The organism is Wolbachia endosymbiont (group B) of Ischnura elegans, from assembly GCF_947251585.1.
GTDB lineage: Bacteria > Pseudomonadota > Alphaproteobacteria > Rickettsiales > Anaplasmataceae > Wolbachia.
In genome coordinates, this window is the sequence record NZ_OX366371.1 from 446,115 (window position 1) to 465,146 (window position 19,032).

At 35.4% G+C, this 19,032-nt stretch carries 17 protein-coding genes and 2 pseudogenes; 10 read left to right on the forward strand and 9 right to left on the reverse strand.

Annotated elements, in window-relative coordinates:
• Nucleotides 1-7: 7 nt before the first annotated feature.
• The gene (gene tnpC, locus OPR58_RS02235; RefSeq protein WP_265023147.1) at nt 8-946 is read left to right on the forward strand and encodes an IS66 family transposase; all 939 of its coding nucleotides are present in this window, start codon (nt 8-10) and stop codon (nt 944-946) included.
• An 84-nt stretch (nt 947-1,030) separates the two neighbouring features.
• On the opposite strand, the gene OPR58_RS02240 is transcribed toward tnpC (OPR58_RS02235), so the two are convergent.
• Entirely contained in the window at nt 1,031-2,317 is a 1,287-nt protein-coding gene (locus OPR58_RS02240) for a Na+/H+ antiporter NhaC family protein (RefSeq protein WP_265022907.1), read from the reverse strand.
• A 173-nt stretch (nt 2,318-2,490) separates the two neighbouring features.
• On the opposite strand from OPR58_RS02240, the gene OPR58_RS02245 reads away from it, so the two are divergent.
• The 3 genes from OPR58_RS02245 (at nt 2,491) to OPR58_RS02255 (ending at nt 5,872) form a co-directional block, all read left to right on the forward strand.
• Entirely contained in the window at nt 2,491-2,940 is a 450-nt protein-coding gene (locus tag OPR58_RS02245; protein WP_246038533.1) for a hypothetical protein, read from the forward strand.
• Entirely contained in the window at nt 2,903-4,840 is a 1,938-nt protein-coding gene (locus OPR58_RS02250; RefSeq protein WP_265022908.1) for an ankyrin repeat domain-containing protein, read from the forward strand. Before OPR58_RS02245 ends, OPR58_RS02250 begins: the two co-directional genes overlap by 38 nt.
• A 108-nt stretch (nt 4,841-4,948) precedes the next feature.
• Entirely contained in the window at nt 4,949-5,872 is a 924-nt protein-coding gene (locus OPR58_RS02255) for an RluA family pseudouridine synthase (protein WP_064085499.1), read from the forward strand.
• A gap of 7 nt (nt 5,873-5,879) precedes the next feature.
• Here OPR58_RS02255 and OPR58_RS02260 read toward each other — a convergent pair whose 3' ends face one another.
• Nucleotides 5,880-7,142: an MFS transporter gene (locus OPR58_RS02260; RefSeq protein ID WP_265022909.1), complete on the reverse strand. Its 1,263-nt coding sequence runs from the start codon at nt 7,140-7,142 to the stop codon at nt 5,880-5,882.
• 35 nt (nt 7,143-7,177) lie between these two features.
• Nucleotides 7,178-8,980 carry an aspartate--tRNA ligase gene (gene aspS, locus OPR58_RS02265; RefSeq protein WP_265022910.1) on the reverse strand — a complete coding sequence of 601 codons (1,803 nt, stop codon included), beginning with the start codon at nt 8,978-8,980 and terminating at the stop codon, nt 7,178-7,180.
• Between the two features lie 132 nt (nt 8,981-9,112).
• On the opposite strand from aspS, the gene OPR58_RS02270 reads away from it, so the two are divergent.
• Nucleotides 9,113-10,354 (forward strand): ankyrin repeat domain-containing protein, encoded by a 1,242-nt coding sequence (locus OPR58_RS02270; protein ID WP_265022911.1) that lies wholly within the window; start codon nt 9,113-9,115, stop codon nt 10,352-10,354.
• Nucleotides 10,355-10,398: 44 nt separating this feature from the next.
• Here OPR58_RS02270 and tnpC (OPR58_RS02275) read toward each other — a convergent pair whose 3' ends face one another.
• The 3 genes and pseudogenes from tnpC (OPR58_RS02275) to OPR58_RS02285 form a co-directional block, all read right to left on the reverse strand.
• The gene (gene tnpC / locus OPR58_RS02275; RefSeq protein ID WP_320109902.1) at nt 10,399-11,358 is read right to left on the reverse strand and encodes an IS66 family transposase; all 960 of its coding nucleotides are present in this window, start codon (nt 11,356-11,358) and stop codon (nt 10,399-10,401) included.
• 138 nt (nt 11,359-11,496) lie between these two features.
• Nucleotides 11,497-12,840, reverse strand: a complete 1,344-nt coding sequence (tnpC, locus tag OPR58_RS02280) for an IS66 family transposase (protein ID WP_265022247.1) — start codon at nt 12,838-12,840, stop codon at nt 11,497-11,499.
• A 113-nt stretch (nt 12,841-12,953) separates the two neighbouring features.
• Nucleotides 12,954-13,585 (reverse strand): annotated as a pseudogene (locus tag OPR58_RS02285) (IS256 family transposase); the annotation flags it as partial.
• Between OPR58_RS02285 and OPR58_RS11250 the strand changes: the two are divergent.
• Together OPR58_RS11250 and OPR58_RS02290 are read left to right on the forward strand one after the other, a co-directional pair.
• A pseudogene (locus OPR58_RS11250) lies at nt 13,566-13,670 on the forward strand (ankyrin repeat domain-containing protein); the annotation flags it as partial. The pseudogenes OPR58_RS02285 and OPR58_RS11250 overlap by 20 nt on opposite strands.
• A gap of 9 nt (nt 13,671-13,679) precedes the next feature.
• Nucleotides 13,680-14,357, forward strand: coding sequence for an ankyrin repeat domain-containing protein (locus tag OPR58_RS02290; RefSeq protein WP_320109898.1), 678 nt, complete (start codon nt 13,680-13,682; stop codon nt 14,355-14,357).
• Nucleotides 14,358-14,588: 231 nt separating this feature from the next.
• Here the strand turns inward: OPR58_RS02290 and grxD are convergent, their stop codons facing one another.
• Genes grxD through OPR58_RS02305 form a run of 3 tightly spaced genes read right to left on the reverse strand, consistent with a single transcriptional unit; the run spans nt 14,589 to nt 16,520 of the window.
• Nucleotides 14,589-14,927 (reverse strand): Grx4 family monothiol glutaredoxin, encoded by a 339-nt coding sequence (gene grxD / locus OPR58_RS02295; protein WP_010404780.1) that lies wholly within the window; start codon nt 14,925-14,927, stop codon nt 14,589-14,591.
• 16 nt (nt 14,928-14,943) lie between these two features.
• Nucleotides 14,944-15,162 (reverse strand): BolA/IbaG family iron-sulfur metabolism protein, encoded by a 219-nt coding sequence (locus tag OPR58_RS02300; protein WP_006012412.1) that lies wholly within the window; start codon nt 15,160-15,162, stop codon nt 14,944-14,946.
• A 38-nt stretch (nt 15,163-15,200) separates the two neighbouring features.
• Nucleotides 15,201-16,520 carry a malic enzyme-like NAD(P)-binding protein gene (locus tag OPR58_RS02305; RefSeq protein ID WP_265022913.1) on the reverse strand — a complete coding sequence of 440 codons (1,320 nt, stop codon included), beginning with the start codon at nt 16,518-16,520 and terminating at the stop codon, nt 15,201-15,203.
• A 121-nt stretch (nt 16,521-16,641) separates the two neighbouring features.
• Between OPR58_RS02305 and pgsA the strand changes: the two genes are divergently transcribed.
• The 3 genes from pgsA (at nt 16,642) to bamD (ending at nt 19,028) form a co-directional block, all read left to right on the forward strand.
• Entirely contained in the window at nt 16,642-17,184 is a 543-nt protein-coding gene (pgsA, locus tag OPR58_RS02310; RefSeq protein ID WP_010404788.1) for a CDP-diacylglycerol--glycerol-3-phosphate 3-phosphatidyltransferase, read from the forward strand.
• 100 nt (nt 17,185-17,284) lie between these two features.
• Nucleotides 17,285-18,274 (forward strand): hypothetical protein, encoded by a 990-nt coding sequence (locus OPR58_RS02315; protein WP_265022914.1) that lies wholly within the window; start codon nt 17,285-17,287, stop codon nt 18,272-18,274.
• 67 nt (nt 18,275-18,341) lie between these two features.
• Nucleotides 18,342-19,028 (forward strand): outer membrane protein assembly factor BamD, encoded by a 687-nt coding sequence (gene bamD / locus OPR58_RS02320; RefSeq protein ID WP_010404795.1) that lies wholly within the window; start codon nt 18,342-18,344, stop codon nt 19,026-19,028.
• The last annotated feature ends 4 nt before the right edge of the window (nt 19,029-19,032 follow it).

A 19,032-nucleotide genomic window follows, 5' to 3' on the forward strand; every position in this document is an offset into this window, starting at 1 on the left:
TAAAAGAATTACAGCAAATTTACCCGAAGGTGTTGCAAGAGATTTTCTAGGACCCAATGCTAAAACAGTTATAAGCAGCCTTAGCGGCTTTTTTATTAACTCAAAAAGAGAGGTACAGCAAATTTTGGGCAGTATTTTTAATCTAAATATAAGCCTTGGTTTAGTCTCAAATACTGAACGCAGGGTATCGAAGAAGTGTGCATCTGAATATGAGAAAATGAAGGAAGAGTTGCAAGGAAGCGAGTATTTGCATATAGACGAAACAGGGCACAGAAATCAAGGAAAGAGAGGCTGGAGTTGGGTAATAACAAACAAAGCGTTGACACTTCTGAAGGTAAGCGAGTCTCGTGGTAAGAAGGTGTTGAAGAGTTTACTGCCAGAATATGATGGTATAGTTGTGAGCGATAGATACGCTGTATACAATTACTTCAATCGTGAAAATAGACAGATATGTTGGGCACATCTGGCAAGAGATTTTGAGAGATTTGCCCATAGTAAAAATGTTGAAGTGAGCAAAATTGGCCAAGCACTAAAATCGCTCAGCAATAAGGTGTTTGTAGTAGATAAGGCAAAAAAACAAAATTTGATAGATAATTTGAGATTTTATCGACTGGTGCGAAAAATTCGGAAAAGGGTAAAACATTTTTTACGTAAAATGACGAGGGTTGCAAATAGCACTCAAGCTTCAAGAATGGCCGCTAAGATGTTACGATCTGAGGATATGATGTGGAAGTTTTTAAGAAAACCTGAAGTGATAGAAACAACTAATAACCTTGCAGAACGGCAAATTAGACGGTACGTAATTTATCGTAAAAACAGCTTTTTCACCTGGTCAGAACGTGGAGAAAGATTCGTGGAAAGAATGTTGTCGATATTTTTGACATCACGTCTAAATGGCCAGAACCCCTTTCAAAAGCTACAGAATCTAGTAGCTGTCACTGCTTAGTTCTTTAATTCATTCTCACAATCCGTGAACGGTTACCATTTCTTATGGGCACAAAAATGTAATATGAAGAGAAATCTTCGTACATTAAGTTGTAGCCGCGCAACGTCTGCCATTGATGATTATTTCACCTACTGTAACTGCTGCTAAAATAAAGCAGTAATACACTTGTGTTAACAAAGAAATAGGTGAGACAGAAGCAATGCTACCTGCTAGCAGCAGCTGGGAACCATAAGGCAAAATGCCTTTTGTAACGCAAGCAAAAATGTCTAACAAGTATGCACTACGGTATGACGGAATATTATGCTTTTGCGCGAGCCTTTTTGCAATATCGCCACTTAATAAAATAGCAATGGTATTATTAGCAACTAAAACAGTAAACATAGATGCTATGCCCGCTATTACAAATTCAGCTTTAGTTTTTGTGATATTGCTTTCATCGATAAGTTTGTGTAATGCCTTTTGACCCTGCTTGTACATTATATGACTCAATCCGCCAATAAATAGAGCAAATATCACTATCTCGTTTACTTTTTTGAAACCGTCATATATGTCATGAGAGAGTTGAATGATAGTATAGTCAAAAAAAGTCATCCCTAATACACTAGCAACAATTATATTTATAGTTATTGTTACTAAAGTAGTAACTTCAAATAACCCCATGATTATTAAAGAAATATAAGGAATAATCTTTATTACTGATAAATAATCTAAATTTGATGTAGGAATAATTTTTGTACTATCTGCCATAATTGCCAGATAGACAAGCGTTATAATGCTGGCAACAAATGCTACTTTAGAATTCACTTTAAGTTTATCCTTTATCGTGGCCCCCTGTGAAGAAACAGATGCAATAGTAGTGTCAGATATCATTGAAAGATTATCACCAAATACGGCACCTCCAACTACAGTTGCAGTTCCTATTTTAAGACCAAAAGCCCCACTTTTTGCTAAGTTAACAGCTATTGGTACCATTAATACAACAACTCCCATAGACGTACCAATTGCAGTTGATATAAAAGCAGAAGCCAAAAATACTCCAGGCAGTAGTAATCTTGCTGGAAGGAAATTGAGAATTAAATCAGCAACAGTATCTGCACTACCAATTGATTGAGTCACCACAGAAAATGCTCCAGAAAATAGAAAAGTTAAACACATAGTAAGGGTGTTTTTATCGCCCATACCCTCGATGACAGTATCGATGTTACGTTGAATTTTACCTGCACTGCATGCAACAGCAAAAAATAGCGCCGGTAGTAGGCAAATTACCGGTGAAACTTGGCGAAGCGGATTATCAATTCCAATAAAGGAAAAATAGACACCACTTCCAAGGTATAAGATTAAAAAAATAACCAAAGGAAAAAAAGCTGTCATTTTACTGCCTTAAAACCTATGATTATAATCAATTAAGTGGTTTCAGGCAAGCTTGGTTTTCTGTAAGTTAATAACAGTCCTTTTAGACTCTCAAGTTACGCTATGGAAAATGCGTTGACTATTCTACCATAATATATAGCATCAAAAAATACTCTATAGTATGAGGTAAAGCTATGGTAATGACATATGAACAGTGTAACATAATATTAGGTGTAATTGATCAAGAGGTAAATTTAAGTAAAGACAATGTAATTGAAAGAATAAAAGAGCTATTAAAGGAAGTAAAGATACTAGGGCAAGCAGAAACATCAAGAATGTTAGAAGAGATATCGCATGGATTAGAAGTATCAGGCGAGAGTACAAGAGACACAAGAGCCATTAAAAAAGAGACTAAAGGTGGTAAATGTACCGCAGACAAAAGAAGAAGTAAAAAAGATACTAAAGGAGTCAAGTGTATCAAATGCGCAACAGATGGTAAAAAGAATGCTAAAAAGGTTAGGTGTACAAGAGACATCAGAAGAATCAAAAGCAGTGGCGCTAGAGGATGTGCTAAATGCACGAAAGATCTCAAAAAAGGTACCAGTGATGCTAGATACACAAAAGATACTAGAAACACTAAATAGACTAAAGAAAGAAAGTGGAAATGTGTATAAAGAGTGGGAAGAAAATGAGTTTAATGTAAATTATTGGTTTGAAATAGATCGTTTGCATGAACGCTTTTCATACACGTTATTATATTTAGCTATTGATTTTGAGCTGAACAATTTAATCAATGCTATGCTTAAAGTAAAAGGAGTCGATATTAATGCAACAAGTCCGTTGTTCAAATGGACTGCTTTACATTGGGCTGTTGAAGATAGGAACATAGAAGTAGCACGCAAGCTAATAGAAAAAGGGGCAGATGTTAATCTGTTGGATTCATCTCAACTGACTACTTTATATCAGCCAGCTGTAAATGGCGATATAGAAATAATAAAAATCTTAGTAACGAAGAAGGTAAATCCTAATGTGGAAGATCTGATGAACTTGACTGCTTTATATGAAGCTGCCAGGAATGGCCATAAAGAAGTAGTAAGGTTCTTAATGAATAATGGAGCAGATGTTAAGAAGAATGGGGCGCTTAAACTTACTCCTTTACATATTGCTGTTGCAAATGTTGATAGAGCAATGGTGGATTGTATAATAAAAAACGACAAGAATATCGACAAAAATATTGAGATAGTAGATGTATTTGGATGGACTCCTCTATATTGGGCTGTTACAAAGAACGATATTTCAATATTAGAAGACCTATTAAAGTGCATATCAGAACATGGAGCAGATGTTAATCTAGAGGATAATTTAATTGGACGATCTCCCTTACATATTGCTGCTACGAATGGTAATGTGGGAGCAGTAGAGCTCTTAATAAAATATGGAGCAAATGTTAACCATAAGGATGCATGGGGATGGACTCCTTTTAATTGTGCTGCTACAAAAGGCAATAGAAAAGTAATGTATTATCTAATAGCCCATGGAGCAAGTATTGAGACGAATGATTCACAGAAAATATTACTTTCTATTTGTCCATATAATTATCTAGAAGCAGTAACTACTATGATACAACTTGGAATATGGAAGGATGTGATGAAATTGATGGGAGCTGAGTTTTTACGTTGTGCTGCCAGACATGGTGATACACTAATGGTACATGCTCTATTAGAAGCTGGAGTAAATGCTAATGCAGATGATGATTTAGGATCAACTGCTTTACATAAAGCTGCCAAGTATAACCATCCGGAAGTAGTAAGGATCTTAATTTTATATGGAGTAGATGTTAATGCACAGGATAGCTCTGGGCAATCTCCTTTAGCTTATGCTGTCGAACGTAGACACTGGATAGTAGTAATGACCTTACTATGTTATCGCGCAAATACTTCATTGCCTGATCACTGTGGTGAAACTGTAAGAGATTTAGCTGAACGTCAAGGTATAAGTAATCTTCTAGTGGAAGCAGAACAAAGAGCAATAGCTATACTTACACAGCTTGACTTAGAATCAAGTATACTCAGAAACAAAAAATTAATGACAGTGCAACACATAGAATCACATATGTTGAGAGAAATAGAATCACATAATCTATCTATCAGCTTTGAACGTATGATAAGAGATCAAGCTAATCAAATTGAACAATTACAGTATAACGCTAAACTTAATGGAAAAGGAGTAGCACTTATAACTGACCGCATTAAATGTGTGCAGTTAGGGACTAACACTAAAGCGTGTCCAGATGAAATGGATGGAGTAAAAGAACAAATATTACATAGTCCTTACAGGTGGTCATATCGCACTAAAAATGTTAATGTAGGAAGAGTAACATCTTTAGCTAACGGCATTGAGTGTATGAAGTCAGGGCCTAACACTGAAGCGTGTCCAGGCCATAGTACTAAAGAGCCTAATACTCACCTCTCTATGATCGAGAAACTATCATTGTTACCACTTTACTCAGCTGTAGGAAAATATGAAGCTGTTATAAAGAGTTAAATAATCCTCTAAATTCCAGCACGCAGCACTCGATGCAAGTAGCTGAAACTGAGGAGTACATTAGGTATGTTAGATTTTAGTTTACACAATAAAATTTTTATAAGTAAGATGTCAGAAGGTATCAAAACCATATTAGTAGAAGACAATAACGTTAGGCTCGATAGGTACATTAGAAGAATTTTTCCCAATTTGAAACAATCTGCAATTGAGAAGTCTTTAAGGAAAGGATTAATCAAGGTTGATAATTGCACGGCAAAATCCAGCGATAGAGTGAATTCTGGGCAAACTATAACGATAAGATACTTAGATTATATTGAAAACACTAATTCTGATCGTAAATATAATGAAAAATTAGTAAATTTACTGAGAGACAACATACTATATGAAGACGAGTATATATTAGCTATAAACAAGTCAGCAGGAATAATCGTTCAAGGCGGTATAAAGGTAAAAATTAGCATTAGTGACTTGCTTGACCAAATAAGAGAAGGGGAAGTATTTAAAATTGTCCATAGACTTGATAGAGATACAAGCGGAGTAATAATATTCGCGCGCAATGCCAGTGTTGCAAGATACCTTATGGAAGAATTTAAAGGACGGAGGATAAAAAAAACTTACCTAGCATTAACTTCTGGTATACCGAGCAAAGATAATGGAATAATAGACTACCCGTTGGTGAAAAAATATATTTCAGGGCAAGAAAAAGTAGTTATTGATGAAGACTCACCTCAAAATGCCACTACGCATTTTTCAATTATATCAAGATTAAAACATAATGTTGCTTATTTAAAATTACAACCAATTACCGGCAGGACACATCAGTTGCGTGCACATTTAGCTCATATAAATTGCCCTATTCTTGGTGACGGTAAATATGGTGGTAAAAAAGCTTTTATCGATGGGGTAGTAAATCAGATCCACCTTCATTCGCATTCTTTATCTTTAAAATTACCAAGCAATAAAGAAATCACTATTACTGCACCTATCCCTAGGCACATCGAAAAATCTATTGAAGTGCTATCTTTCAACTGAAACGATTTCACCAATCAACTTTTCTATCTTTGGCTTTAATTTGAAGTACAGATATTAGGCTAATTAATGCACAGATAGTAAGATAAATGCCTGCTGCAAGTTTTGTTTCAGTTTTTTCTATAAGCCACATGCATATCGATGGAGAAAGGCCGCCAAAAATACCTGCAGATATGTTATGTGCGAGGCTAAAGCCAGTGCATCTAACTTTTGTTGGAAATAACTCGCAGGCGAGAGAATTATATATTCCAAAAGATGCGCCTATCGGCACACTTATTAATAGAAAAGTGAGCGTTACAATATAGTGGTTATCATTTGATAATAGCGAAAGTACCGGCAAACTGACACAAGCTAAAGCTAATAACGTAGGAATGATCACGTTTTTTCTTCCAACTTTATCAGACAGTATTGCAAACAGCACTGCAGACGTCCCAAATGTAATTTCAACCATAATCCTTACTACATTTTTAATATCAATATCTGAAAGAATAAGCTCTTTTACAGATATGTTGTAAAACATGATTACTGAATAAACAATTGCGTTTTGAGCAATGCCAAGTCCAATTGCTATCACAAATGCTCTTTTATAATTCTTGATTAATTCTAAAAAGGGAGAATTAGATAAGCTTTTATTTTGGTCATGAGTTTTATATGCTAGACTCTCTTCCATTATGTACCTTATTAAAAAGCCTATTACACCCATAACAGAGCAGAAATAGAAGAGCAACCTCCAGCCCCAAATTTCATAATTTTCACCTGTAAACTTTTTGCAAACAGCTATCATTACAAAGCATGTAATAGAACCAAGAGCACCACTAAAAGCTTTCATGCTACCTAAAAAGCCTAGATTTTTTTTATCGCTTGAATGCTCTATTAAAAAAGCTGAATTGATACTTGTTTCTCCACCTGCTGCCATTCCTTGTGTTATTCTACAAAGCAGAAGCAGTATAGGAGAAAATATTCCTATTTCTTTAAAGCTTGGTATAATCGCAATTGCAGTAGATGATATCGAAGCTAATATTACGGAAGTCAGCAAAATTTTCCTTCTGCCGTATTTATCTCCAATGTAACCAAAAATAAATGCACCAAGTGGTCTAAATCCAAATCCAATTGCAAAACTGCCAAGAAATTTGATTGTGCTTAAAGAATCACTTTCTGAAGGAAAAAAAACGTTGCTTATTATATGCGTTAAAACTCCAAACAGAGTTACTTCATACCATATAATCATATTGCAGATTATGCTTGATAGTATTGCTTTTTGAATATTGTTCATAACTTCCAGTTTACCACACTCCGCTATAAAAATTTTTATTCAACAACCTTTAAAGACAACTCACGTAAATGCTTATCCTCTACTTTAGAAGGAGCACCCATTAGAACATCTTCACCTTGCTGATTCATAGGAAAACAGATTACTTCACGAATGTTCGGCTCATCAGCAAGTAGCATAACCATTCTATCAACTCCTGGTGCTATTCCACTATGAGGTGGCACTCCAAACCTAAATGCACGCACAAGCGCACCAAATTTTGTATCAACTTCTTCTTTACTGTAGCCTGCAATGGCAAAAGCTCTGTACATAATATCTAGTTTGTTATTACGAATTGCTCCACTTGACAGCTCTATTCCATTGCAAACAAGATCATATTGGTAAGCAAGGATATCCAGTGGATTCTTTTCTTCTAAATCTTTCAAGCCACCATGTGGCATAGAAAATGGATTATGAAAGAAATCAATTTTTTTACTTTTATCGTCATACGCAAAGTAAGGAAAATCAATCACCCAACAGAATTTGAAGATATTGTCATCTATAAGACCTAGTTCTGATCCCAAAAGAATACGCACTTTCCCTGCAATTATTGCTGCTTCATTTTCCTTATCAGAAGCAAAAAATACACTATCTCCAGGTTCTATATTTGTTATTTCTTTTATGGAATTTAACCTATTGTCATCAAGGAATTTAGCAATTGGTCCTTTTGCAATTCCATCTTTATCGAACGTTATATATCCAAGACCTTTAGCACCGAATTCCTTTTGTGCATGTTCTATTTTTTTATCAAAAAAGCTACGAGGTTCCTCTGCTGTTTTAGGAGCAGGAATGGCTCTCACTACCATACCGCGTTCAATATTGCTTTTGAAAATATTGAACTCTGAATCACGGAAAATTTCTGTTACATCGCTAATTAATAATGGATTACGCAAATCTGGCTTATCAGATCCATATTTGAGCATTGCTTCTTTGTATGTAATACGTGGAAAATCTTTATCGACAGACTTGCGAGAAAATTTCGCGAACACTTTATATAAAGTAGATTCAATAACCTGAAATATATCTTCTTGAGTCACAAAAGACATTTCAAGGTCGAGCTGATAAAACTCCCCAGGAGAACGGTCAGCCCTTGCGTCCTCATCACGAAAACAAGGTGCAATTTGAAAATATTTATCAAACCCTGAAACCATAAGCAACTGCTTAAAAATCTGTGGAGCTTGTGGTAATGCATAGAATTTACCAGGATTTAGTCTGCTTGGCACTAAGTAGTCACGTGCACCTTCAGGAGAAGAGGCAGTAAGTATTGGAGTTTGAATTTCCAAAAATCCTTGCTCTATCATGAGCCTCCTGAGCTCTGAAATGATCTGTGAACGCAGAATAATGTTATTACGAACCTTTTCACGTCTTAAATCAAGAAAACGGTATTTAAATCTCATGTTTTCTGGGTATTCTTGCTCGCCGGCGATACTTGCTAATATACTCCTTTCTTCTTTTGCTATTTCTTCATCACAGTGGAACTCAACTTCCGATTCAACTTGTAAATTACTAACTATAACTTCAATTTCTCCTGTGGAAATAGAGCTGTTTACCGTATCTTCAGTTCTAGCTTTGACTGTTCCTGTGACAGTAATCACACTTTCCGATTTTAAATTTGAAATTTCACCAAAAAAGTCTTTGTCATTATTGAATACCAGTTGAGTAATTCCATAAAAATCTCTTAAATCAACAAAGATTAGGTTACCATGGTCACGTTTACGGTACAGCCACCCAGAGAGAGTAACTTCCTTTTCTACATCATTCTTCCTTAATTCATTACACGCGTGAGTTTTATAGCAGTTCATTTAATTGAAATTTCTAGAATACAGAAAGATTATAAAATAAATTAACCTTTGGGCAAGCTAATATCCAAAAATCCTTCACAAGTGATTCTGATTTGGGTATACTCTCTTTATTATGTATGTTGAGGTGTATTTATGAATTCTGAAGAACTACAGAAAATTCTAGCTGAAAATAAGAAGAAAGGTTCTTTATTAAAGGAACTTTCTAGCGCTGTTACCAAGAACGACTTAGAAAAAGTAAAATCAATTTTCGAGGGAAATAGTCCTATTATTAAAGATGTTGTTGCTGAGGTTAATTCTGCAAACAGTACAAATTTATTAGGTTATGCTGTTGATAGTGAAATGGCTAAATATCTAATAGAAAAGGGTATAAGTTTTAGCGCTGCAGTCACAAAGGCAGTTCAAAGCAGAGATTTAGAGTCAGTAAAATCAATCTGTCAGATGAATAGCTTAATAGGTAAAGATGAGTTACAGCAAAATTCTAAGCCTCTAGAATCTGCAACTTATGATCACAAATTTAATGATAAAATTGCAAGGTATTTGATTGAACAAGGTGCAAATCCTAATGCAACTGATCATCTTGGTCGTTACTTACTTCATCTGCAAATTGCACAAGGCAATTTAAAAGGAGCTAAGGCTTTAATAGAAAACGTTGCAGATGTAAACATAGTAAATCAAGAGGAAGATGGTTATTGGATGTCAAGTATAGATAGTGGTGCACTAAAAGGTCAGACAGCACTATTTTTTGCAATTCGAGCATACAAAAAGAATATAAATACAGCAGAAAATACAATCCTAAACCCTGAAAAAGCTAATGAAGCTTTAGGATTTATAAGTTATTTAATAGAAAAAAAAGCAAACTCAAATATCAAAGATTGTAATGAAAAAACTCCTCTAGATACTGCTATATTTTTTGACACTCCAGAGATAGTAGAATTATTAATAAAAGCTGGTGCTAATCTTAATGTTGGAAGGGAAAAAGCAGAAGGTGTTTTAAATTATGCCGTTACTAAAGGGCATACAGATATAGGAAAAGCTGCAATTCGATATATTTTGGAACATAACTCACGGTCAAATAAACTAGATCTTCTTAATAATCAAGAAGAGTTATCAGTCTACTGGGACGAATATAAAGCTCAAGTTAATGCATCAGAAGATTTTTGCCCAAGAAAACTGGCTGTTATAAGCGTAGCTGCAATATCTTGTGCTTTAGCATTATATTTTCTTGCTCCATTAATCATTGGGTCTTCTGCTGGAATTGGTACTCAACTAGCATTAGGAGCTGTAGGTGCAGTTGTAGGTGGTGGAATTGGAATCTTGACCAATGTGGCAATAGATCAATGCTACGTTAATTCAGCTACTCAGCAAGCTGACTAAAATTAAAGGTAACCGTTCACGGATTGTGAGAATGAATTAAAGAACTAAGCAGTGACAGCTACTAGATTCTGTAGCTTTTGAAAGGGGTTCTGGCCATTTAGACGTGATGTCAAAAATATCGACAACATTCTTTCCACGAATCTTTCTCCACGTTCTGACCAGGTGAAAAAGCTGTTTTTACGATAAATTACGTACCGTCTAATTTGCCGTTCTGCAAGGTTATTAGTTGTTTCTATCACTTCAGGTTTTCTTAAAAACTTCCACATCATATCCTCAGATCGTAACATCTTAGCGGCCATTCTTGAAGCTTGAGTGCTATTTGCAACCCTCGTCATTTTACGTAAAAAATGTTTTACCCTTTTCCGAATTTTTCGCACCAGTCGATAAAATCTCAAATTATCTATCAAATTTTGTTTTTTTGCCTTATCTACTACAAACACCTTATTGCTGAGCGATTTTAGTGCTTGGCCAATTTTGCTCACTTCAACATTTTTACTATGGGCAAATCTCTCAAAATCTCTTGCCAGATGTGCCCAACATATCTGTCTATTTTCACGATTGAAGTAATTGTATACAGCGTATCTATCGCTCACAACTATACCATCATATTCTGGCAGTAAACTCTTCAACACCTTCTTACCACGAGACTCGCTTACCTTCAGAAGTGTCAACGCTTTGTTTGTTATTACCCAACTCCAGCCTCTCTTTCCTTGATTTCTGTGCCCTGTTTCGTCTATATGCAAATACTCGCTTCCTTGCAACTCTTCCTTCATTTTCTCATATTCAGATGCACACTTCTTCGATACCCTGCGTTCAGTATTTGAGACTAAACCAAGGCTTATATTTAGATTAAAAATACTGCCCAAAATTTGCTGTACCTCTCTTTTTGAGTTAATAAAAAAGCCGCTAAGGCTGCTTATAACTGTTTTAGCATTGGGTCCTAGAAAATCTCTTGCAACACCTTCGGGTAAATTTGCTGTAATTCTTTTATTACATACTCTTATATGTTAAAAACAAGTCTTTATAAATGTCACGAAATGGCGGTATAAAGACACGCAGAGAGGAGGAACCGTACATACTCTTGGTCATAAGGACCGTTTTGCAGCAAGGTTCTCCTGTAACCGTTCACGGAATATTCCCAATTAGGCAGGAATAGCGACTAAATTCTGTAGTTTCTGGACAGGATTCTGATCATTCAAACGTGCAGTCAAAAATATCGAAAGCATTCTTTCAATGAACTTTTCTCCACGTTCTGACCAAGTGAAAAAACTATTTTTACGATAAATGACGTACCGTCTAGCCTGACGTTCTGCAAGGTTATTGGTTGTCTCGATCAGATCAGGATTGCGCACGAATCTCCACATCATATCTTCAGAACGTAGTATATTGGCAGCCATTCTCGAGGCCTGAGTTCCTTTTGCAACCCTTGTTATCTCTCGCAAAAAATGTTTCACCCTTTTTCGAATCTTCCTCATTAACCGGAAAAATCTTAAATTGTCTATCAGGTTTTGTTTACGTGCTCTATCTACCACAAATACCCTGTTGCTCAGCGATTTTAATGCTGCGCCAATTCTGCTCACTTCAACATTTTTACTGTAAAAAAACCTTTCAAAGTCCCTTGCTAAATGGGCCCAGCATATCTGTCTGTTTTCACGATTAAAGTAATTATACGCAGCATACCTATCGCTTATAACTATTCCATCATACTCTGGCAATAGCCCTTTTAATATCTTCTTTCCGCGAGATCCAACTAACTTCATAAGTGTTGCTGTTTTATTCGTTACTACCCAACTCCAACCTTTCTTTCCCTGGTTCCTATGGCTTGTTTCATCTATATGTAAATACTTGCTTTTCCGTAGCTCTTCTCTTATTTTTTCGTATTCAGATATACATTTTTCTGATACTCTACCCTCGGTCTTTGATACCAAACCTAGGCTTATATTCAGATTAAATATGCTGCTCAAAATTTGCTGTACTTCCCTTTTTGAATTGATAAAAAATCCACTAAAACTGCTAATTACTGCTTTTGCATTAGCTCCTAAAAGATCCCTTGTCACACCTTCAGGCAGACTAGCTGAGATCCTTTTCTTACACGCCTTACAGTAGCCTTTTTGTAGCCTATATTCAGTCACTATCGGTTTAATTTTTGGCAATTCAACCTTTTGATGCACAGTTTCTTCTTCTAAAATAACTTGGCTTCCACACATGCAAATTGTATCAATTGAACATTTTACCACCTCATCTGCTACCATCAATTCCCGCTTGTGCGCTTCATGTCCTGGCTGCCCGCCTGGTTTTTTATCGCTCTTCTTTTTTGTCTTTTTGCGATATACATCTTGCGATGGTGGCAGCGATGAATTTTTTGAATTTAAACCCAGCTTATCCTCTAGCTCAATTATTTTTGTCCTTAACTTATCATTCTCTGCTTTCAGAGTACCAACTTCTGACTCCAATACCACAATCTTTTCTTGTAGCACCTCTATCATCAACCCCTCATCTATCTAGTTTATTGTTTTTTATACTAATTATGCAATTTTTGTAAACTACTTTCTTATACCGTGAATGGACAAAGTTGATAAGCCTAAACGCCATCATGTCTTTAGGAGAGTCTGCTAATGAAGGCTCTTAAGTTGACGCCATTGCGTGAACGGTTACGTTGAGAGATAGTTAAAGCCCAATCATGTATAGGCATAGTCCATTTCTCTCCTGCCTTCTTCATAGCACAATATACCTGTTTATACAAGGCATTTGTGCTAGTAAATGAGCCCTTGGTTTTAGTAAATTTTCTGATCTGTCTATGTAGTCCCTCAATAGGATTTGTGGTATAAATTAACTTTCTTACAGGGCCAGAATATTTTAAATAACTAGACAAATTTTCCCAATTATTCTGCCAAAACTAAAGTATATTTTTCTTCCCATTTTTCCTCTAGCTCAAGCAAATAATTTTCGGCTATTTCTCTACTTGATATGTTTTTTTCAAATCATTCATGAAAACTTTTGCTCGATACATATTTCAGTGAATTTCTTATCTGATGTACTATACATTTCTGCTTTAGGAAATACGCTATTTATAGCTGTAGGAAAGCTTTTTAACACAAGCTATCAGAATATCATCTACTCCTCTCTCCTTTAGGTCATTTAGTACTCCCAACCAGAACTTCACTTTCAGCCAAATAAAAACCCAAAACTTCTTTTCTGCCATTTTGCTAATATGTTATACATACATTTTGATCAACGTGCTAACATAGAAGCTAAAGACGATGATGGATGGACACTTTTACACTATGCTGCATGGAAAGGCCGTAAAGAAATTGTTGAATTTCTTGTGAATGAAAAAGAAGCTAATATTAATGCTAAAGCTAATGGTGATAATAAAAAGCCTATACATGCTGCTGCTAAAGCAGGTTATAAAGATATAGTGGAATTTTTTCTTAGTAAAGGAATAGGAGTTGATGATGCTGATGATGATAAATGGACATCTTTACACTATGCTGCTGCTTATAACCACTTAGAGCTTTCTAAATTTCTCCTGGGTCAACATGCTAACATAGAAGCTAAAGACAATAATGGATGGACGCCATTGCACCGTGCTGCTGAGAGAGGCCATAAAGAAATTGTTGAATTTCTTGTGAATGAAAAAGAAGCTAATATTAATGCTAAAGCTACTAGTGATAGTAAAAAGCCTATACATGCTGCTGCTAAAGCAGTTTATAAAGATATAGTGGAATTTTTTCTTAGTAAAGGAATAGGAGTTGATGATGCTGATGATGATAAATGGACACCTTTACACTATGCTGCTCGTTATAATCACTTAGAGCTTTGTGAATTTCTCCTGGGTCAACATGCTAACATAGAAGCTAAAAATAAGAATAATAAAACACCTTTAGATCTAGCTCGCGAAAGAAATCACATGGAAATAGTAAGTTCTCTAATGCAACCACAATTAGGCCAAAAGATGACTGCAGTTGCGGAAGAAACTATCCAAAAAGTTAAATCTTATTGAGCAAAGTGCTAACATAGAAGCTAAAGATATGGATATTTCCAATGACAATTTAAAAAGCGACAGGAGAGCTTCTTCTAATGATAGCTTAGAAAGTGACGGAGATACTGCTCCAGGTACGACTAAGAGGCAAAAGTAGAATCTTATGCCAAATCAAGAAAGGCACAAAGACAATAAGTTGAAAATGTGATGTAAAAGAGATAAATGGGCATGTGTAACCGAGACTGAGGTATACTAGCCCATCTCTTGATGTATTTGTGTAATCTTTTTCTCTTTTAGCAAATTTTGTAACTCACCTTTTTCATACATCTCGCGGGTTATGTCACAGCCACCAACAAACTCTCCCTTTATATATAATTGTGGAATTGTTGGCCAATCAGAGAAACTTTTTATGGACTGACGTATTTCATCATTCTCAAGTACGTTGATGCATTTAAACTTTACATTCAATTTTTTGAGAATTGACACGACGAGTCCAGAGAATCCACATTGAGGAAAGTCAGAGGTGCCTTTCATATACAGCACTACATCGTTTTCTGCTATGTCTTTTTTTATTTGTTCAAAGTTGTTCATAAATATCACCTTAATTTTAAGCTCCAGTTTCTAGTTGCAATGCATGTATAGACTGACCTTCAAGAGCCTTATATACCATTCTGTGTTGTTCTATTTTTGTCTTTCCAGAAAAACACTTGGAAGTTATTTTTAAATGATAATGATCATCATCTCCAGCAAGGTCCTTAATCTTTATATCAGCATCAGGAAATGATTGTTTGATAATTTTCTCTAACTCGTGAATTGTAATAGTCATTGGTTTATTTTAATTATAAGTCTAAAATATGCAATTGATTATTGTGAAGACAATAGATTCAGCGTGCTGAGAGCACTAGCAAGACGAGATTTTAATTGACTTGCATACTCATTCCAGTCCTCTATTTCCTTTCTTGCCACACCTGAGGTAACGGCAGCTTTTGCAACAGCAGGAGATACCATAGAAATTAATCTTGGATCAAATGGAGTAGGTATTATATATTCACGTCCATAGCTCATTTTACGACCGCCATAGGCTGCAGATATCTCATTTGGCACTGATTCGCGGGCAAGCTTCGCTATTGCATCTGCAGCTGCAATTTTCATTTCTTCATTTATTGTCGTTGCATGTACATCAAGTGCTCCTCTGAATATATAAGGAAACCCCATTACGTTATTGACTTGGTTGTTATAGTCTGACCTACCAGTTGCAATTATTGCATCTGGCCTGACAGACTTTGCAAATTCAGGCCTTACTTCTGGATCAGGATTAGCAAGAGCAAAAATGATCGGGTCTTTACCCATGCTTTTTAACATCTCTTCGCTGAGCACATCCTTTGCAGAGAGTCCGATGAATACATCAGCGCCTTTTATGGCATCAAGTAGAGAACGTTCTTTAGTGTCAATTGCATATTTTTCCTTCCACTTATTCATGTCCTCTTTTCTGTCTTTGTGTATTACTCCTTGTTTGTCACATAGCACTATGTTCTTAGCGCCCATGGACTTTAGTATTTCCAAACACGCAATACCAGCTGCTCCAGCACCATTCATGATGATCTTGACATTCTCTAATTTCTTTTCAGCAATATCGAGGGCATTTTCTATACCAGCTGCAACAACTACTGCAGTGCCATGTTGATCATCGTGGAACACCGGAATATCCATCAACTCATTTAGACGTTTCTCTATTATAAAACAATCAGGAGATCTTATATCTTCTAGATTTATCCCCCCCCAACTTGGACCAAGATACCTTACTGCATTGATGAAATCTTCTATGTTTTCTGTGTCAACTTCTATATCAATTGCATCAATGTCAGCAAAACGCTTAAATAAAACAGCTTTTCCTTCCATGACGGGTTTTGAAGCAAGAGGACCGATATTGCCAAGTCCCAGCACTGCGGTGCCATTTGAAATGACAGCCACATAATTGCTTTTTGCCGTGTAATCATAAACAGCTTTAGGATTTTTAGCTATTGCAAGGCATGGGGCTGCAACACCAGGGGAATAAGCAAGTGATAGGTCATGCTGTGTGGATAAGGGTTTTGTTGGTATAACTGATACCTTACCAGGTTTACCACTTTTATTATGGTACTTAAGTGCTTCTTGTTTTGTGGTGTTATCTAAATCATTATTCATGCTTTGAGCTTATTGTTAGTAATTTCCTAAGTATATGGGGTTTTTATGAATGTTCAACTATTAGCTTGTGAACTCTATTGTACTTCTGTATAAATTTATCTACTACGTAGGGTGATGTGACATGCTTAAGAAAAACGTGCCTAATTTGCTAACAATTTCTCGTGCGCTCGCAATACCGGCAATAATATCAAGCTTTTATATAGAGAGTAAGTATGCAAGTCTAATAACAATATTGATCTTTATGTTTGCGTGCATTACAGATTTTTTTGATGGTTATTTAGCGCGTGCATGGAAAGTCCAATCGAATTTTGGCAAGTTATTTGATCCAATTGCCGACAAGTTAGTAGTAGCTTCAACAATAATCATGCTAGTTTATAAGCACAAGATAGATGATATTACAATTATACCGTCAGTTATAATTGTTTGTAGGGAGATATTAGTTTCAGGTATGCGGGAGTTCTTGATAGCTACAAACGTTAGTTTACCTGTGAGTAAGGCTGGGAAAATTAAAACATTTTTGCAGATGGTTGCTATAGTAGCGTTAATAATGAGTGATTATGAAGCAACTAAATATATAGGTGTGGTTTGCTTATGGGCTGCGGCTGTTATGACTATGTGGTCAGGCTATAATTACGTTCTAGCTGGCATCAAACAGATTGACTAAATTACTTAAGAGTATACAAAGAAAGTTAATAATTTCACAATATTGACTGATTAGTTAAAATCTTGTATAATGTATTAGTTTATAAATTAGTCAAGTTTGTATGACTGGTATTATTATAGATAGCTTTAATACTGAGTCTTTCTTTAAGAGATCAAGTTCTGAGAAAGATACTACAATAGAGGATTTTTTTCGAGATTTCTGGTCAACAGTTGATGAAGAAGAAAAAAAGAGAAAAAAACTTGAGCAAGAATTATTAATACTTGAAGAAGGAAAAAAAAAGCAGAAGCTGGAACAGGAGTTATTAACGTTAAAAAAAAGAGAGCTAAATAGAAAATGTGTATCATTGGCAACAATGGTTCCATTTGCATTGCTGATGGCAATTGAGCTCGAAAAAACATGTAGCGGTCAGGTATTACTTGGCCTTATAAGTAGCGCATTGAGCCATACTATATTACCTTTTACAACTTTATATCTTATTTGCACACTATATTTAATTTATAATAATAGAAAAATAGCAGAAAAAGAACGAGAGTTGGGGAATATTGAAGATGGAGAAAAAGAAAAGAGAGATATTCCTTATACAGTTGATGATTACTTTAACTATGCTGATGCTGCTTTAGTTACATTAGTTATTGTGGCTAGCATAGTAAGCGAAGCATTGGCACAAGGAATAATAGAAGACGTAGCTTTTTCAATTTCTAGTCTATTTTACTTTGTAGCGAGTGCTACTTTTTGCTATCGTGAGTACAAGAAAAATAAAAATTCTGAAGTAGAAAAAGAGCAAGGCTTTGATGAGAAATCTGAAAAAAAGACAAGCAATATGTCTGCAGCTAAGTTAATGCTCGCTGGTTCTTCTTTATTACTAATCAGGAGAATAATATTGATTTCTGGAGTAGCATTAGCATCATCTGCTGTTGGGCCTGCTTTAGGTCTGGTAGGTATTGCTCTTTTGATGGTAGGAAGTGGATTGATTACACATTCTTATAGTAGAAAGCTAGAGAACGTAGAAGTGAGTGGAAAGGGTGTTGCAATAGGTGGTGGTGCGAGCAATATAGGTAATGGTGGCCAAGAGACGCTTTTCGTTCGATGATAATGCCAAAAATTTGTTTATTTAGGTAATATTTAGTCTATACTTTATTTTGATCAAAAAAAATCTTATGTATAAGACTTTAATCATATGCTTTTTTCTTCTGACTTGCCCCTTCACGCAGTCGTATGCGAATGATCTTGAACACACTGAAACTGAACTATATGAGGAGGCAGTTAAGCTTTATGATCAGAAAAAATATAAGCAAGCTATTAGAGCATTTCAAAAGATAGAGGATTTGTATCCTTTATCTTATTGGGCAATGAAAGCCAAATTATTGTCTGGGGTTTCTCACTATAATATGGGTAAATACAGCGGTGCTGCAAGTGATATGGATGATTATATATACGTTTATCCAAATGGTGAAGATTTGCCATATGTATATTACTTAAGAGTATTATCTTATTACATGCAAATTAACAAAGTGCAGCTTGGGCAACAAATTGCATATAAAACTTTAGAGCTAGCTACTGAATATATTAATCTTTTTCCGAATAGCGAATATATAGAAGAGATAAAAGAAAAAGAAAAATTAATCACAGAACATATATCAAAAAAAGAGTATTCTATTGGTGAATTTTACCTAAAGCGTGGTGAATATTTAGCAGCAATTAAGCGTTTTCAAGATATGATAAGCGATAAAGATTCTAAATATTCTTCTAGAGTTATTAGTTATTTAATAACAGCTCACTTAGCTCTTGGCCTTGACTTAGAAGCTGAGCAGTATGAAAATATGTTAGTAGAAGGGGTGAATTAGTTTT

Excerpts from the sequence above, each read along its gene's own strand:
- OPR58_RS02240 (WP_265022907.1), bottom strand. The coding sequence starts at position 2,317 with ATGACAGCTTTTTTTCCTTTGGTTATTTTTTTAATCTTATACCTTGGA.
- aspS (WP_265022910.1), bottom strand. The coding sequence starts at position 8,980 with ATGAACTGCTATAAAACTCACGCGTGTAATGAATTAAGGAAGAATGAT.
- pgsA (WP_010404788.1), top strand. The coding sequence starts at position 16,642 with ATGCTTAAGAAAAACGTGCCTAATTTGCTAACAATTTCTCGTGCGCTC.
- OPR58_RS02255 (WP_064085499.1), top strand. The coding sequence starts at position 4,949 with ATGTCAGAAGGTATCAAAACCATATTAGTAGAAGACAATAACGTTAGG.
- OPR58_RS02300 (WP_006012412.1), bottom strand. The coding sequence starts at position 15,162 with ATGACTATTACAATTCACGAGTTAGAGAAAATTATCAAACAATCATTT.
- OPR58_RS02260 (WP_265022909.1), bottom strand. The coding sequence starts at position 7,142 with ATGAACAATATTCAAAAAGCAATACTATCAAGCATAATCTGCAATATG.
- tnpC (WP_265022247.1), bottom strand. The coding sequence starts at position 12,840 with ATGATAGAGGTGCTACAAGAAAAGATTGTGGTATTGGAGTCAGAAGTT.
- grxD (WP_010404780.1), bottom strand. The coding sequence starts at position 14,927 with ATGAACAACTTTGAACAAATAAAAAAAGACATAGCAGAAAACGATGTA.
- OPR58_RS02315 (WP_265022914.1), top strand. The coding sequence starts at position 17,285 with ATGACTGGTATTATTATAGATAGCTTTAATACTGAGTCTTTCTTTAAG.
- OPR58_RS02270 (WP_265022911.1), top strand. The coding sequence starts at position 9,113 with ATGAATTCTGAAGAACTACAGAAAATTCTAGCTGAAAATAAGAAGAAA.
- OPR58_RS02305 (WP_265022913.1), bottom strand. The coding sequence starts at position 16,520 with ATGAATAATGATTTAGATAACACCACAAAACAAGAAGCACTTAAGTAC.
- bamD (WP_010404795.1), top strand. The coding sequence starts at position 18,342 with ATGTATAAGACTTTAATCATATGCTTTTTTCTTCTGACTTGCCCCTTC.
- OPR58_RS02245 (WP_246038533.1), top strand. The coding sequence starts at position 2,491 with ATGGTAATGACATATGAACAGTGTAACATAATATTAGGTGTAATTGAT.
- OPR58_RS02250 (WP_265022908.1), top strand. The coding sequence starts at position 2,903 with ATGCTAGATACACAAAAGATACTAGAAACACTAAATAGACTAAAGAAA.